The following is a 14,237-nucleotide window of genomic DNA, read 5'->3' on the forward strand; positions in this document are numbered from 1 at the left end:
TTCCTTGTTCAGGGCTGGCGCAGCCAGGTCTGGGTGCGCCAGAACGGGCCGATGGAGCCGCGCACCTCGAGCTTGGCACCGCCCTCGATGGGCGTGAGCCGCAGCGTGTAGACCTTGCCGGACTCGGGGTCGAGGATCCTGCCGCCTTCCCACACGTCCTTGCCCTCGGCCTTCTTCGCGCCGCGGATGATCTCCAGGCCGACCAGGGGCTGGTCCTTGCGGTCGTCGGTGCATTCGGTGCAGCGCGCCTGCGGATCGACCTCCTTGCGCAGCAGCTTCTCGATGCGGCCGCTGAGCTGGCCGCCCTGCTCGGCGATCTGCATCTGCGCCTTAGCCTCGCCGGTCTTGTCGTCCACGCTGTGCCAGCGGCCCACGGGCGTCATCTGCGCGTGCGCGGCCAGGCCGCACAGCAGCAATGCGAGCGGCAGCAGCCTCATGCCAGCGCCGCGTCGGTGTCCATGAGCACGCGGCTGCCGGCGCGCGCGGTGCGCATCAGCGTGGCGGTCTCGGGGAACAGCTTGGCGAAGTAGAAGCGCGCGGTCTGCAGCTTGGCGGTGTAGAACGGGTCGGCCGGCTTGCCGTCCTTCTCGGCGGCGGCGATGGCGCGCAGTGAAGCCTGCGCCATGCGCGCGAAGAAATAGCCGAACACCAGGTGGCCGGCCACGCGCAGGTAGTCCACCGCGGCGGCGCCGACCTCGTCCGGGTTCTGCAGGCCCTTGAAGCCGATCTCCATCGTGAACTTGGTGAGCTGCTCGCCCAGCACCGCGATCGGGTTGATGAACTCGGCCATCTTCTCGTTGACGCCCTCCTCCTCGACCAGCGCGCCCACCAGCTTGCCGAACTTCTTGAGCGCGGCGCCCTGGTCGCCCAGCACCTTGCGGCCCAGCAGGTCCAGCGACTGCACGGTGTTCGTGCCCTCGTAGATCATGTTGATGCGGTTGTCCCGCACGAACTGCTCCATGCCCCATTCCTTGATGAAGCCGTGGCCGCCGAAGACCTGCATGCAGGCGTTGGTGGCGGTGTGGCCGTTGTCGGTGATGAAGGCCTTGACGATGGGCGTGAGCAGTGCGACGAGCTCGTCGGCGTTCTTGCGCACCTTCTCGTCCGGATGGTGGTGGGCCTTGTCGAGCAGCACCGTGCAGTACATCTGCAGGGCGCGGCCGCCTTCGGCGTAGGCCTTGGCGGTCAGCAGCATCTTGCGCACGTCGGGGTGCACGATGATGGGATCGGCCTCCTTGTCCTTGGCCTTGGGGCCGGACAGCGAACGCATCTGGATGCGGTCCTTGGCATAGGCCAGCGCGTTCTGAAAGGCCACTTCGGTCAGGCCCAGCGACTGGTTGCCCACGCCCAGGCGGGCCGCATTCATCATCACGAACATGGCGGCCAGGCCCTTGTGGGGCGCGCCCACCAGGGTGCCAATGGCGCCGTCGATGGCGATCTGCGCCGTCGCGTTGCCGTGGATGCCCATCTTGTGCTCCAGGCCGGTGCAGAAGATGGGGTTGCGTTCACCCAGCGTGCCGTCGGCCAGCACATGGAACTTGGGCACCACGAACAGGCTGATGCCCTTGCTGCCCTTGGGCGCGTCGGGCAGGCGGGCCAGCACCAGGTGCACGATGTTCTCGGCCATGCCGTGCTCGCCGGCCGAGATGAAGATCTTGTTGCCGGTGAGCTTGTACGTGCCGTCGGGCAGCGGCTCGGCCTTGGTGCGCAGCAGGCCCAGGTCGGTGCCGCAGTGCGGCTCGGTCAGGCACATGGTGCCGGTCCATTCGCCGCTCGTGAGCTTGGGCAGGTAGGTCTTCTTCTGCTCTTCGGTGCCGTGTGCGACCAGCGCCTCGTAGGCGCCATGCGACAGGCCCGGGTACATGGTCCAGGCCTGGTTGGCGCTGTTGAGCATCTCGTACAGGCACTGGTTCAGCACGTACGGCAGGCCCTGGCCGCCGTAGGCCGGGTCGCACGACAGCGCCGGCCAGCCGCCCTGGACGAACTGGGCATAGGCCTCCTTGAAGCCCTTGGGCGTGGCGACCTCGTGCGTGGCCTGGTCCAGCGTGCAGCCCTCGGTGTCGCCGCCGATGTTGAGCGGGAAGGTCACCTCGGCGGCGAATTTTCCGGCCTCTTCGAGCACTGCGTTCATGGTGTCGGCATCCACCTCGGCGTGGCGCGGCATGGCCTTGAATTCGTCGCTGACGCGCAGCACTTCGTGCAGCAGGAACTGCATGTCGCGCAGAGGGGGTTGGTAGCTGGGCATGGTTCTTACTCCTTGGTGCGGGAAGGGCGGTTGGTGGTGGATGCGCGCTTGCGCGCGGCGGTCTTGGGTGCCGTGGCCTGGGGCGCCACGGCAGAGGGATTGCCGTAGCGCGCCAGGATGTGCTGGAAGCCGGCTTCGGCGCGGTGGATGGCGCCAGGGTTCTGCAGGAAGCGCTCTTCGTAGTGCAGGGCCAGGATCAGGCCGTGGATCTCGAAGGCGATCTGGCGCGCATCGGCATCGGCGCGCAGGTCGCCTTCGTGCTTGGCCAGGGCCACGGCCTTGTCCAGCGCGGCCAGCCATGACTTGACCGAGCCGACCAGCGCATCGCGCACCGGGCCGGGCCGGTCGTCGAACTCGGCCGCGCCGCTGATGAAGATGCAGCCCGACTGGATCTCCACGGCCACGCGCTGCATCCAGTTGGCGAACAGCGCGCGCAGCCGCGGCAGGCCGCGCTCGACCTGCAGCGCGGGATAGAAGACCTCGTCCTCGAAGCGCTGGTAGTACTCGCGGATGACGGAAATCTGCAGTTCCTCGCGCGATCCGAAGTGCGCGAACACGCCGGACTTGCTCATCTGCGTGAGCTCGGCCACAGCGCCGATGGACAGGCCTTCCAGCCCCATCTGCGAGGCCAGGCTCAGTGCGGCATCGACGATGGCGGCCTTGGTCTGGCGGCCTTTGGGCAGCAGGCGCACCTTGTCCGACGCGGGCGTGGCCTTCAGGGCAGCGGAAGATGGACGGGGCATGGCTCTGGCAATAAAACGAACGGTCGTGCGATTTTGCACGAAGAATGGCCTGGGGCAAACCCCTCTTGCCAAGGGCGTAGATCCCAAAGCCTCGCAAGGCCTTTGGAGGGATTGGCCGGCCATCACCAACAATGGGCCGCACGCTCGCCGTGCCGCCACGGCGAGAGTTCCAGAGGCACCAGGTTCGCGCGCCGAAGACTTCACGGGGCGCACGAAATTTGCTTGCTTTCGCCGCAACTCGATGGGAGCCACGATGTTCAAGCACGCCATGGGTCTTTGCGCACTCTTCCTGAGCATCGGCGCAGCGCAAGCTGCACCCGTGTTGAACGAAGGTTTCGACGACGTGAGCGCACTCGCGGCGCAAGGGTGGTCCCTGCAGAACAACAGCACGCCGGTCGGCGTCACAGGCTGGTTCCAGGGCAATCCCATCGTCTTTTCGGCCGCTGGCGGTGCACCGGACGCCTACATCGCGGCCAACTACAACAACACGGTCGAGGGCGGCCTGATCAGCAACTGGCTGCTGACGCCCGTGCTGCAGCTAGGTGCCGACGGCCTGCTGTCGTTCGCCTACCGCGGGCCCTCGGAGTTTCCGTTTTTCGACCTGCTGGAGATCTACGCGAGCACGCGGGGCGACAGCACCGATGTCGGCAATGGCGCAGGAACGACGGGCGACTTCGTGCTGCTGGCCAGCCTCACGACCGAACCACTCCCCACGAGCGCCTGGCGTACCCAGGAGGTGGATCTGTCGGTGCTGGGCAGCTTCACGGGCCGGCTGGGGTTCCGCTACACGGGCACCGACTTCCATGCAAACTACATCGGGCTGGACAACGTGGTCGTCACGGCCTCGCAGGGGACCGTGCCCGAACCGTCCAGCCTGGCACTGTGGGCCGGCGGCCTGCTCGGGCTGGCCGCCATGCGCAGGCGCGTCAGCGCGCGCGATGCCAGATTCGCACGCCCTTGATGTCCAGGTGCGCGCGCTGGAAATGCTCCGGCCGGAACGGGAAATTCAGGTTCGCGGCGAACCCCCGCTGGATGGACCCCATCGCCATGTTCATGCCGATCTGGATCGGCGCCTCGCTGGTCCAGCGGAACGCCTCGACGCGGATGAGCACGTCGTCGAGGTAGTGGTAGGTCTTCTGGGCCGTGTACACCACCGCCACCTTGTGCGCGCCAGCCATCGACGCCGGGACGAGGTTGCGGCCGTTGCCCGACAAGGAATAGCCGCCCGTGGTGCGGTTCCAGGCGGGCGTACCCCCGATATTCGCCGTGGAGAACAGCTTCATCCCGGAGTTCGGGCTCACCCATAGCTCCATGAAGTCCATTTCGGAGGTGTCGCGCAACTTGGTGCGGTCGCCATCGTCGGCGCTGTACGCCCACAGCGCCGGCCAGGCGCCGAACGGGGCATCCGGATGGCTGGCATCGGCCCGTGCGAAGCCTTCGGCGTTGCTGATGCCCATGGACTCGAACGCAGGACTCAGGCCCTCGAACAGCACGATGTCGAACTCGACCGCCAGAAACGCACTGGGCGCCGTGATGTCCCATTGCCGCTTGCTCCACACCTGGCCGGCCGTGATGCGCGGATAGAACACGAAGCGCCGCCCCGCGGCGATCGGATCCAGCGGCAACGCACGGTTCAGCTGGACGATGCCGGCCGCATGGTCGATGGCGGTCACGAACACATCGGCCGCGTTGCGCACCAAGGTGTCGGTCGTCGTCGCAGCCACGCGGTGTCCCACCCGGATCGTTGGCGACAGCGCGCCGGGCGAAAAGCGCAGCACCGTCGAACTGCGGTCGATGGGCGCAATGCTGGTGGCCGAGTCGACGGGCAGGAAGGCGATGAGGTTGTAGAGAAACTCACCCGTTGCCGGCGAGCCCTGCAAGGGCGCCAGCCGCACGCTGACGCCCGGCTGGATTTCGGCCACGTAGTAGATCCCGAAATTCTGCAACGCGACGAACTGGCCGACGCGCCATTCGGCGGCATAGGGCAGCAGCGCGGCCGGAATGCGGTTCCACGCGATCGGCGTGCCATTCAACGGCCAACCGAGCCGCGAATCGGGTTGCGATCCGACCCGGACGGTCCATGCACCACCGGGAAGATTCGCCCACAGACCCAGGCGGTCGGTGCCGAGCCGGTGGTCGGGTGCGTTGAAGGCAGCGGAGTAGACCTGCAGTTCCCCGTTGATGGTGATCGCCCCCGTGAAATCCTCCAACGGATTGAACGATGCCCGCAGATCCGCCAGGCTCCGGATCGCATACCCGTTCTCCGCCCAGGGCACGGAAGCCTGCGTGCCGAAGCTGTACGCGGTGTGCGGGATCCGCGAGCCGATGTACTGCGTGAACGTCTGGTCCATCGCCGCCGTGTAGCGCGAACGCTGGTCGATCTCGCGCGCCTGCGCCAACGCCAACTGGGCTGCGCCGGCCGTTGCCAGCAGCACGAGCGCAGTGCGCCCATGCCTGCGCACCACCCCCGCCAGAAAAGCCGATGACCGTGCCGCCGATGCGGCAATGGCCATGGCAAACGCAAATAACTGTTCCATCACGAAGCTCCCTGATTGATCCAAGAACAATGCGCGCACGGTGTTGCCGCGCGCGAGACAGACCTCCCCCGCATTGCTTCTTGTGTGGTGGCGTCGCGCGGCACCCGGGCACGTCGCGACGTCAAGCCGCAGGCTCTTTCGTCCCGCTTTCCGGCTCCGCGCGATGCCGGACATGCACCCCCCTGCCATCCATGCGCGCGCTGGAAGTTCTTGGTTTGCAGAGGAAAGCCCGGAGCGGGCGCCAGTACGTCGGCGGCGGTGGCGGTGGCCAGCAGCGCGGCGATGTCGAGGCCGGCAGGGATCGAGGCCCGGCCCCAGCCTTCGGCATCCCGACCGCCATGCAGAACCAACGCCACCGCTGCCCGATCGTCGCTTCCTGAATGTGCAGGCGAGATGCTGCATTGCCGGCGCGCAAAACGCCCGCATGCGGCGCCACTGTCCGATGAACGCGGCGCCTGGGTGGCCGAGCGGCTGCTAGGGCGGCGGCAGCGCGCGGCCGATGGCCGCCCCGACCTGCTCGAACAGCCGGCCTGCAGCGCGCTGCTCGTCCAGGCCGGCCGCACAGACCGCCAACACCACGGCATGCGCCCCCTTGTCCTGCGGCTCGACGACACCCATGTGGCAGGCCCGCTCGAACTGCGTTCCGGTCTTGTGGATGAGGCGCCGCTGCGCGGGCAGGCCGGCCTCGAGCCGGTAGTCGCCACGCTTGCCGTACTTCATGGCCTCGAACAGGCGCTCGGTGCTGGCCGGCGACAGCAGCTCGCCGCGCACCAGGCGTTCGAGCATGGCGCCATAACCGACCAGCGTGGCGCTGTTGTGGCCGTCGGCGTAGTAGCCGGCGTAGGCGGTGTCGATGTCGGCGCGCAATGCGCCGGCCGGCAAGTCCAATGCGCGGCGCACGGCCTCGGCGCGTTGCGGCATGGGGGCGGCGGCCACCTCGACCAACTGCCGGTGCGTGAGCCGGCTGGCGTCGGGGTGCAGGCGGGTGTAGACCTCACGGCGCACCTGCGTGAAGTCGGTGAGTTCGCCGACGCGGCCCGCACCGAAGGCGTCGGCCGCGCTGCGGTTGAGCACGTCCGCGCCGACCACGCGCACCAGCATGTTGGCGGCCGTGTTGTCGCTCTCGCCCAGCATGCGCGTGAGCAGCGTCTCGATGCGGTACGACGCGCCGACCTTGTTCCAGACCAGCGGCCCGGAGCCGTCGATCTTGTCGGTCTCCTGCAGGGCGACCTCGGTCTGCAGCTGGAGGCGGCCGGCGTCGACCTGCTGCAGCACGGCCACCGCGATCGGCACCTTGGCCGTGGAACCCAGGTACCAGGACTGCCCGGCGCCGTAGTCGAGCGTGCTGCCATCGCGCAGCCGCTTCACATAGACGCCCAGGCTGCCGGGGGAGTCGCGGTCCAGGCGTTCGATCTCGGCGCGCAGGCGCGCACGCCAGTCGTCGGCGCGTGCGCCGTCAAGGGGCGCCAGCGCGGCCAGCAGCAGGCAGGCGGACAGCACAGCTCGGCGCATCGGGCACTCCTTGTGTCAACACGCCGGAGCGGCACAGCGCCGCGCCGACCTCGCGCAGCGCGCGCTCGGCGCGCACCAGCGACAACTCGCCGCGCGTGCAGGCCACCACGAGCACCCGCGTGGCGCCGCCGGCCGGCTGCACGATGCCGGCGTCGCAGAAGCGGCCGCGCTGCGTGCCGGTCTTGTGGGCGAAGCGCATGCCGGCCGGCAGGCCGGCGCGGATGCGCTGCGGCCCCGTCACCACGCGCTCCATGAGTCCGAGCAGGTGCCGCGTCTGCGTGGGCGGCAACAGCCGGCCATCGGCCAGTTGCGCCAGCAGTTCGCCGTAGGCGTCGAGACGGCCGGCGTTCAGGCCGGTGGCGTAGTAGGCGTCGTAGGCCTCGCCCAGCGTGGCCAGCCGGAAATCGCTGACCGGCACCTGCACGATGCGCGCGAGGTATTGCAGCCGGGCACCGTCATCGCGCTGCTGGCGCAGGACCAGCAGTTCGCGGCCGGCCAGCCGCTGCGCCGCCGGCGCCAGCTGGCCATAGGTCGCGCGCCGCACTTCGGCCAGCCGCGTGATGGGGCCGAAGCCGGCCGGGGCCACCTCGGTCACGACGGCGTTGACCTGCTCCAGGCCGACCAGCCCAATCAGCATGTCGCTGGCCGTGTTGTCGCTGTGGATGATCATCTGCTCGAGCAGAGTGCGGATCGGCAGCGCAGTGCCCACCGCATGGCTGTTGGTGGAGCCGGCACCGTCCACGTAGTCGTCGGCGCGCAAGGTGACCGGGGTGTCCAGCGTGTAGGCGCCACGCGCGATGCCGCGCAGCACCGCGATGGCAACCGGCACCTTCACGGTCGAGGCCAGGTACCAGGATTGATCGGCCCGGAAGGACAGGCTCTCGCCGCTGGACAGCGCACGCACATACACGCCGATGCGCGGGCCGTCGGGCGCCGCGTCGATGCGCTCCAGTTCGGCGCTCAGGCGTTCGGGCCACGCCGGAGCGGCAACGGCGGCGGATACAGCTGATACGCAAAGACACAGCGCCAGCCACCACCTGCGGCCTCGGCGGACGGCGCAGGCGCGGCGCACCATCGCCTCAGTGCTGCTCAGGCTGGCGCGTCGACTGCCATTCCCGGTGCTGCTGCCACAGCAGAGCTTCGGCGGCGCGCCGCTCCCTGCGCCACCGCACGTACCAGATCAGCACCGCGGTCGCGATCCCCGACAAACCAAGCACCAACACCAGCAAAGACATCGATCCCAAATCTTTCTCGCAAAGACAGCCGGCCAGGCGCCGGCACGTTGCTCCATGATGACACCGGCTGTTGACGCATCCAAATGCCGCCGGCTTTCTCCCGTTACAAGAAAGCCTTTGTCGCAGCAAGGAAAACACCGCTGCCGCGGCGTGTCCATTCACACGGGATAGACGGCGCCGAGCACGCGCGCGCCGCGCGCGCCGGTCACGCTGGCCAGGCTGCCGGCCTGCCCGCGCACCGTGCGGCTGGCCAGCCAGGCGAACGCCGCGGCCTCGACCTGCTGCGGCGGCAGGCCCAGGGCCAGGGACGACACCACCTGCAGCTGCGGCAGGTCCGCCTGCAGGCGGCGCATGAGGTCGCCATTGAATGCACCGCCGCCACACACCGCGAGCCGCGCGGCCGTGGGCGCGCAGACGCGCACGGCATCCGCGCAGACGCCGGCCGTCAACGCTGCCAGCGTGGCCTGCACGTCGGCCGGCGCCAGGCCCGGGAACGGCGCCAGCCGCGCCGCCAGCCAGTCCGCGTGGAACAGGTCGCGCCCCGTGCTCTTGGGGGGCGGCAACGCGAAGTAGGGTTCGGCACGCAGCGCGGCGAGCAGGCCGGCGTGCACCTGGCCGCTCGCGGCCCAGGCGCCATCGGCGTCGTAGGCCTGGCCGCGGTGGCGCTGGCACCAGAGGTCGAGCAACGCATTGCCGGGCCCGCAGTCGAAGCCGAGCACCGCTGCATCGTGGCCCAGCGGCGGCAGCACGCTGAGGTTGGAAATGCCGCCCAGGTTCAGCACCGCGAGCACGGCATCCGGCTGGCCGAACTGCGCCTGGTGGAAGGCCGGCACCAGCGGCGCGCCCTGGCCGCCGGCGGCCAGGTCGCGGCTGCGCAGGTCGGCGACGACGGCGATGCCGCAGCGCTCGGCCAGCAAGGAGGGGTTGAGCAGCTGCACCGTGTAGCCCACGCCATCGAAGGCCTGGGGCTGGTGCCGCACGGTCTGTCCATGGGCGCCGATGGCGCGCACCTGGGCCGGTGCCAGGCCGGTCTGCTGCAGCAGCTGCCGGACGACGCCGGCATAGGCCAGGGCCACGCCATTGGCGGCCAAGGCCGCGCGGTGCAGTTCGTTGTCGCCAGGGGTGTTCAGGGCCAGCAGTTCGGCGCGCAGCGCGGCATCGAACGGCGCGGCCACATGGGCCAGCACGCGCAGGCCCTGGCCGGCGTCCTCGGTCAGCACGCCGTCCACGCCGTCCAGCGAGGTGCCGGACATCAGGCCGATGAAGCGCTCGGCCATGGCCATGGCGCCAGGCTTACTGCGCGCTGGCCTGCTGGACCGCGCCGGCCGTCGCCAGCTGCTGGCGCATGACGGAAGCCTGGCGTTCGAACGCAGCCTTGGCCGCGGCCGACACGGTGCCGGCTTCGGCCTGCTTGGCCATGACCATGGGGTCCTGGTGCTCGCCGTTGACGCGGAATTCGAAGTGCAGGTGCGGACCGGTGGTCCAGCCGGTCATGCCGACTGCGCCGATCTGCGCGCCCTGCTCCACCCGTTCGCCCTTCTTGACGAGGATGCGCGACAGGTGGGCGTAGACCGTCACCATGTCGTTGCGGTGCTTGACATAGATGACGTTGCCGAAGCCGTTCTGCACGCCGGCGAACTCGACCACGCCGTCGCCCACGGTGCGCACCGAGGTGCCGATCGGCGCGGCGTAGTCCACGCCCAGGTGGGCACGCCACTTCTGCAGGATGGGGTGGAAGCGGTTGGCAAAGCCACTGGTCACGCGCGAGAACTCCATCGGCGAGGCCAGGAAGGCGCGGCGCAGGCTCTGGCCGTCCAGGCCGTAGTAGCCGCCCTTCTGGCCGGGCTCCTGGAACCACATGGACTGGTAGACCTTGCCCTTGTTCTCGAACTCGGCGCTGAGCACGCGGCCGGCGCGCAGCACCTCGCCGTCGGCCTCCAGTGTCTCGTACACCACGGAGAAGCGGTCGCCCTTGCGCAGCGCGCTGCGGAAGTCGATGTCGCCGGAGAACATCTCGGCGATCTGCGAGGCCACCGATTCGGGCAGGCCGGCGTCGTCGGTCGCGGCGAACAGCGAGGAGGTGATCACGCCGCTGGCCAGCTGGCTGCCGGCCGCGAGCGGCGCACGCTCGGTGCGCGATGTGAAGCCCTGCGGCGTGCGCTCGACCACGAGGCGCTGGAACTCCGTGGCATCGGCGCTGGCGATCCAGCGCATGCTCAGGCGCTGCAGGCTGTGGTCGTCGGCCGCCTCGGCCGTGACCAGCCGGCCGGCGCGGCCCAGCAGGGTCTGGCGCACGCGCGCATCGCGGCTCAGGTAGGCCACGGCCGCCGTGTCGGCGATGCCCAGGCGGTCCAGCAGCGAGCGCGCGGTGTCGCTGGAACGCGTGGTCTCGGTGCGGTAGAGGTTGAAGCGGTGCAGGTCCAGCGCCTCGATCTGCGCATCCAGTGCCAGCGGCGTGACGCTCTGCGTGAGCTGGCGCACCGGCACGTCTGCCATGTCCGGGCCGAGCGAGGCCACGGCGAAGGCGCCGCCGCCGCCGCACAGCAGCACGGCAGCCAGCAAGGCGGTCAGGCGTTTGGGGTGGCGCTGCAGCAAAGGCACAACGGAGTCGAGAACGGTGGCCAGCCCGTTTTTCAAATGCATGTCCTCTGAACGAAGGAAGAATCGGATGCGAACCCGCCAAAGCGGATTGCAGGAAGTCGGGTTTTCGTCTTACAGCGCAACCTAGAATTGCGGCTAAAAACCGGGCGCAGTATAGCGACGTCACCCGCCCGCAACAAATGGATAACCCTAATGGACACGACTGTAGACAATTCGCGCGCGGGCTCAGAAAAGTTGAGTGATCGTGTACAACAAGCCCTGGCGGTGACCCTGCGCGGTTGCGATGAACTCATCCCCCAGGCCGACTGGGTGAAGAAACTGCAAAAGGCCGAGGCCAGCGGCCAGCCGTTGCGCATCAAGCTGGGCCTGGACCCGACCGCGCCGGACATCCACATCGGCCACACCGTGGTGCTGAACAAGATGCGCCAGCTGCAGGACCTGGGCCACACGGTGATCTTCCTGATCGGCGACTTCACCACCACCATCGGCGACCCCTCGGGCCGCAACAGCACGCGCCCGCCGCTCACGCGCGAGCAGATCGAAGCCAACGCCCAGACCTACTACCAGCAGGCCAGCCTGGTGCTGGACCCGAGCAAGACCGAGATCCGCTACAACAGCGAATGGAGCGACCCGCTGGGCACGCGCGGGCTGATCCAGCTGGCCGCCAAGTACACGGTGGCGCGCATGATGGAGCGCAACGACTTCCACGACCGCTTCCACGCCGGCACGCCGATCAGCGTGCACGAGTTCCTGTACCCGCTGATGCAGGGCTACGATTCCGTGGCGCTCAAGAGCGACCTGGAGCTCGGCGGCACCGACCAGAAGTTCAACCTGCTCATGGGCCGCCACCTGCAGCAGGAATATGGGCAGGAGCCGCAGTGCATCCTGACCATGCCGCTGCTCGAAGGGCTGGACGGCGTGGAGAAGATGTCCAAGAGCAAGAACAACTACATCGGCATCTCGGAAGCGCCCAACACCATGTTCGCCAAGGTGCTGTCGATCAGCGACGTGCTGATGTGGCGCTGGTACACGCTGCTGTCGTTCAAGAGCGAGGCCGAGATCGCCGCGCTCAAGGCCGAGGTGGAAGGCGGGCGCAACCCCAAGGACGCCAAGGTCGCGCTGGCCAAGGAGATCACGGCGCGCTTCCACAGCGCCCAGGCGGCGGATGCGGCCGAGCAGGATTTCGTCAACCGCAGCAAGGGCGGCGTGCCGGACGAGATCGCCGAGGTGCAGGTGGCCCTGGCCGAAGGCGGCGCCCCGCTGGGCATCGCCGCGCTGCTGAAGTCGGCCGGGCTGGCCGCCTCCAGCGGCGAAGGCAACCGCCTGATCGACGGCGGCGGCGTGCGGGTCGATTCCAGCGTGGTCAGCGACAAGGGCCTCAAGCTGCCTGCCGGCACCTACGTGGTGCAGGTCGGCAAGCGCAAGTTCGCGCGCGTGACCCTGGCCTGAAGCTCAACGCGCGCCGGCGCGCTCCAGCATCGACACCATCGTGGCGTAGCCGCGCGCCCGGGCCAGCGCGAGCGGGGTGAGCCCCTGGCGGTCGGCCCGCTGCAGGTCGGCCCCGGCCGCGATCAACGCGGCCAATGTGTCCTGGTGGCGCGGCCCGCCGTCGCCCAGCACCACGGCCTCGATGGCCGCCGTCCAGTGCAGGTTGTTGACGTGGTCCAGCGGCGCGCCAGCCGCGATGAGCTGGCGCACCACGCCGGCATGGCCCAGGTGCGCGGCCGCGATCAACGCCGTGCCGTCGTAGCGGCTCGTCACCTGTCTGGCACTGGCGCCCAGCGACAGCAGCAGGCGCAGCGTGTCCTCGTCATCGGCCACGGCGGCGATGGTGACCGCGTCGTAGCGGTCGTTCTCCAGCGCATCCAGGTCGGCACCCGCCGCGGCCAGGCGGCGGATCGCCGCATGCTGGCGCGCGAAGGTGGCCACGTGCAGGGCCGTGCGGCCATGGCCGTCGCGCGCCTGGAGATCGGCCGGCGCCAGCCGCTCGAGCGCGGCCAGGTCGCCGCGCTGGGCCGCGGCCAGCACACCCGTGTAGCGCGCCGCCTCGGCGGCGCTGGGCGCGGTCTGGGCCAGGGCACCGGCCGAGATGGCCAGCGCGCCAGCCGCCAGCCAGCGCCTCACTTCAACAGGTCCTGCACCTTGGCGATGGCGGCCATGGCGCATTGCTCGTCCAGATGCCCGCCCGGCGCGCCGCCGACGCCGACCGCGCCGATGGTCTCGTTGCCGACCTTGATCGGCACGCCGCCGCCCAGCAGCAGGAAGCCCGGCAGGTAGACCAGGTTGGCCGCGCCGGGGTTCTTCTGCGCGCCTTCCATCATGGCCTGGGTGGGGCTCTTGGCCGACGCCGAGGTAAAGGCCTTGCGCTCGCTGGAGGCCAGCGTGTGCGGGCCGGCGTTGTCGGCGCGCTGCACGGCGCGCACGCCGCCCGCATGGTCGACCACCGTGGCGGCCACGGCATGGCCGTTGGCGGCGCAGGCCGCCACGGCGGCCGCGGCGACCTGGTTGGCCAGCTCCAGCGAGATGTTGCGTTCGGCGCGCACGGCCTGGGCGAAGGCGCCCTGGGTGGCGAGGGCCAGCAGGCTGGCGGCGAAAAGTGTTCTGGTGGTGTGCATGCAGGAGGTCTCCAAGGAAGAGCCGCCACTGTAGGAATGCGGCCGCCGCGCCGCCATGCGCACGGCTACGCCCCCAGCCGGCCCGGACCTCCGTAGAACTACGCAGCGGCCTCGCCCTCGACCAGCGCCGCGTAGCGCCGGATCAGCAGCGCCAGCGACTCGGCCTCGAGCTTGTCGAACAGGTGGGCGCGGTGCGTCTCCACCGTGCGCGGCGACAGCGCGAGCGCGCGGCCGATCTCCTTGTTCGTGAGCCCTTCGACGATCAGGCCCAGCACCTCGCGCTCGCGCGGTGACAGCTGGGCATAGCGCTCGCGCGCCGCGCGGTCGGCCTGCAGGCGCTCGCGCGAGCGCACGTGCTGGCGCACGGCGTTCTGCAGCGCCTCGATCAGCAGGTCTTCGTCGACCGGCTTCTCCAGGAATTCGGCCGCGCCGGACTTGAACGCGCGCCGGCACAGCTCCACCGTGCCGTGGCCGGTCAGCATGATCACGGGCTGGTCCACGCCCTCGGCCACCAGGCGTTGCAGCACCGCCAGGCCGCTGGTGCCGGGCATGCGCATGTCGAGCACGATGGCGCCGATGGCCGCGCGCTCGAAGTGCGCGAGAAAGTCTTCGGGATCGGCCCAGGCCTGCACGCGCAGGCCGATGGTGCCGATCAGGAGCGACAGGGCCTCGCGCACAGCCGCGTCGTCGTCGATGAGATGGACCAGCGGCGTGCTGCGCACGGGCCGACCTTCGCCTGCGGAACGAGC

14 protein-coding genes are annotated in these 14,237 nt (G+C 69.5%); 2 read left to right on the top strand and 12 right to left on the bottom strand.

The features are described from left to right. Positions 1–8 precede the first annotated feature (8 nt). The 3 genes from ASF44_RS10810 to ASF44_RS10820 are packed head-to-tail and all read right to left on the bottom strand — an operon-like array spanning position 9 to position 2,988. Entirely contained in the window at positions 9–437 is a 429-nt protein-coding gene (locus ASF44_RS10810) for a DUF2147 domain-containing protein (RefSeq protein ID WP_056899229.1), read from the bottom strand. Then, positions 434–2,245 (bottom strand): acyl-CoA dehydrogenase C-terminal domain-containing protein, encoded by a 1,812-nt coding sequence (locus tag ASF44_RS10815; RefSeq protein ID WP_056899230.1) that lies wholly within the window; start codon positions 2,243–2,245, stop codon positions 434–436. Before ASF44_RS10815 ends, ASF44_RS10810 begins: the two co-directional genes overlap by 4 nt. 5 nt (positions 2,246–2,250) lie before the next feature. After that, a complete protein-coding gene (locus ASF44_RS10820) occupies positions 2,251–2,988 on the bottom strand; it encodes a TetR/AcrR family transcriptional regulator (RefSeq protein WP_056899231.1) in 738 nt (245 codons plus the stop codon). 319 nt (positions 2,989–3,307) lie between these two features. Here ASF44_RS10820 and ASF44_RS10825 point away from each other — a divergent pair, with 319 nt between their 5' ends. Continuing rightward, positions 3,308–3,949 (top strand): choice-of-anchor J family PEP-CTERM protein, encoded by a 642-nt coding sequence (locus ASF44_RS10825; RefSeq protein WP_162243799.1) that lies wholly within the window; start codon positions 3,308–3,310, stop codon positions 3,947–3,949. Here the strand turns inward: ASF44_RS10825 and ASF44_RS10830 are convergent. The 6 genes from ASF44_RS10830 to ASF44_RS10850 form a co-directional block, all read right to left on the bottom strand. Further along, positions 3,915–5,699 (bottom strand): hypothetical protein, encoded by a 1,785-nt coding sequence (locus tag ASF44_RS10830; protein WP_156374444.1) that lies wholly within the window; start codon positions 5,697–5,699, stop codon positions 3,915–3,917. The genes ASF44_RS10825 and ASF44_RS10830 overlap by 35 nt on opposite strands. 300 nt (positions 5,700–5,999) lie before the next feature. Further along, the gene (locus ASF44_RS10835; protein WP_056899234.1) at positions 6,000–7,037 is read right to left on the bottom strand and encodes a serine hydrolase; all 1,038 of its coding nucleotides are present in this window, start codon (positions 7,035–7,037) and stop codon (positions 6,000–6,002) included. Further along, positions 6,982–7,941 carry a serine hydrolase gene (locus ASF44_RS10840; protein ID WP_235579186.1) on the bottom strand — a complete coding sequence of 320 codons (960 nt, stop codon included), beginning with the start codon at positions 7,939–7,941 and terminating at the stop codon, positions 6,982–6,984. Before ASF44_RS10840 ends, ASF44_RS10835 begins: the two co-directional genes overlap by 56 nt. 175 nt (positions 7,942–8,116) lie before the next feature. Continuing rightward, a complete protein-coding gene (locus ASF44_RS31675) occupies positions 8,117–8,272 on the bottom strand; it encodes a hypothetical protein (RefSeq protein WP_156374445.1) in 156 nt (51 codons plus the stop codon). Between the two features lie 158 nt (positions 8,273–8,430). Next, positions 8,431–9,549, bottom strand: coding sequence for an anhydro-N-acetylmuramic acid kinase (locus ASF44_RS10845; RefSeq protein WP_056899301.1), 1,119 nt, complete (start codon positions 9,547–9,549; stop codon positions 8,431–8,433). A gap of 16 nt (positions 9,550–9,565) precedes the next feature. Then, positions 9,566–10,909, bottom strand: coding sequence for a peptidoglycan DD-metalloendopeptidase family protein (locus ASF44_RS10850; protein WP_369820917.1), 1,344 nt, complete (start codon positions 10,907–10,909; stop codon positions 9,566–9,568). 156 nt (positions 10,910–11,065) lie between these two features. On the opposite strand from ASF44_RS10850, the gene tyrS reads away from it, so the two are divergent. Further along, positions 11,066–12,322 (top strand): tyrosine--tRNA ligase, encoded by a 1,257-nt coding sequence (gene tyrS / locus ASF44_RS10855; RefSeq protein ID WP_056899236.1) that lies wholly within the window; start codon positions 11,066–11,068, stop codon positions 12,320–12,322. 3 nt (positions 12,323–12,325) lie between these two features. Here the strand turns inward: tyrS and ASF44_RS10860 are convergent, their stop codons facing one another. The 3 genes from ASF44_RS10860 to ASF44_RS10870 form a co-directional block, all read right to left on the bottom strand. Next, the gene (locus ASF44_RS10860) at positions 12,326–13,039 is read right to left on the bottom strand and encodes an ankyrin repeat domain-containing protein (protein WP_056899237.1); all 714 of its coding nucleotides are present in this window, start codon (positions 13,037–13,039) and stop codon (positions 12,326–12,328) included. Then, the gene (locus tag ASF44_RS10865; protein ID WP_056899302.1) at positions 12,994–13,488 is read right to left on the bottom strand and encodes a heme-binding protein; all 495 of its coding nucleotides are present in this window, start codon (positions 13,486–13,488) and stop codon (positions 12,994–12,996) included. The genes ASF44_RS10860 and ASF44_RS10865 overlap by 46 nt, the downstream gene beginning before the upstream one ends. Before the next feature lie 98 nt (positions 13,489–13,586). Beyond that, a complete protein-coding gene (locus tag ASF44_RS10870; RefSeq protein ID WP_056899238.1) occupies positions 13,587–14,210 on the bottom strand; it encodes a response regulator transcription factor in 624 nt (207 codons plus the stop codon). Positions 14,211–14,237: the final 27 nt, after the last annotated feature.

Source organism: Pseudorhodoferax sp. Leaf274 (assembly GCF_001422445.1).
Taxonomy (GTDB): domain Bacteria; phylum Pseudomonadota; class Gammaproteobacteria; order Burkholderiales; family Burkholderiaceae_C; genus Pseudorhodoferax.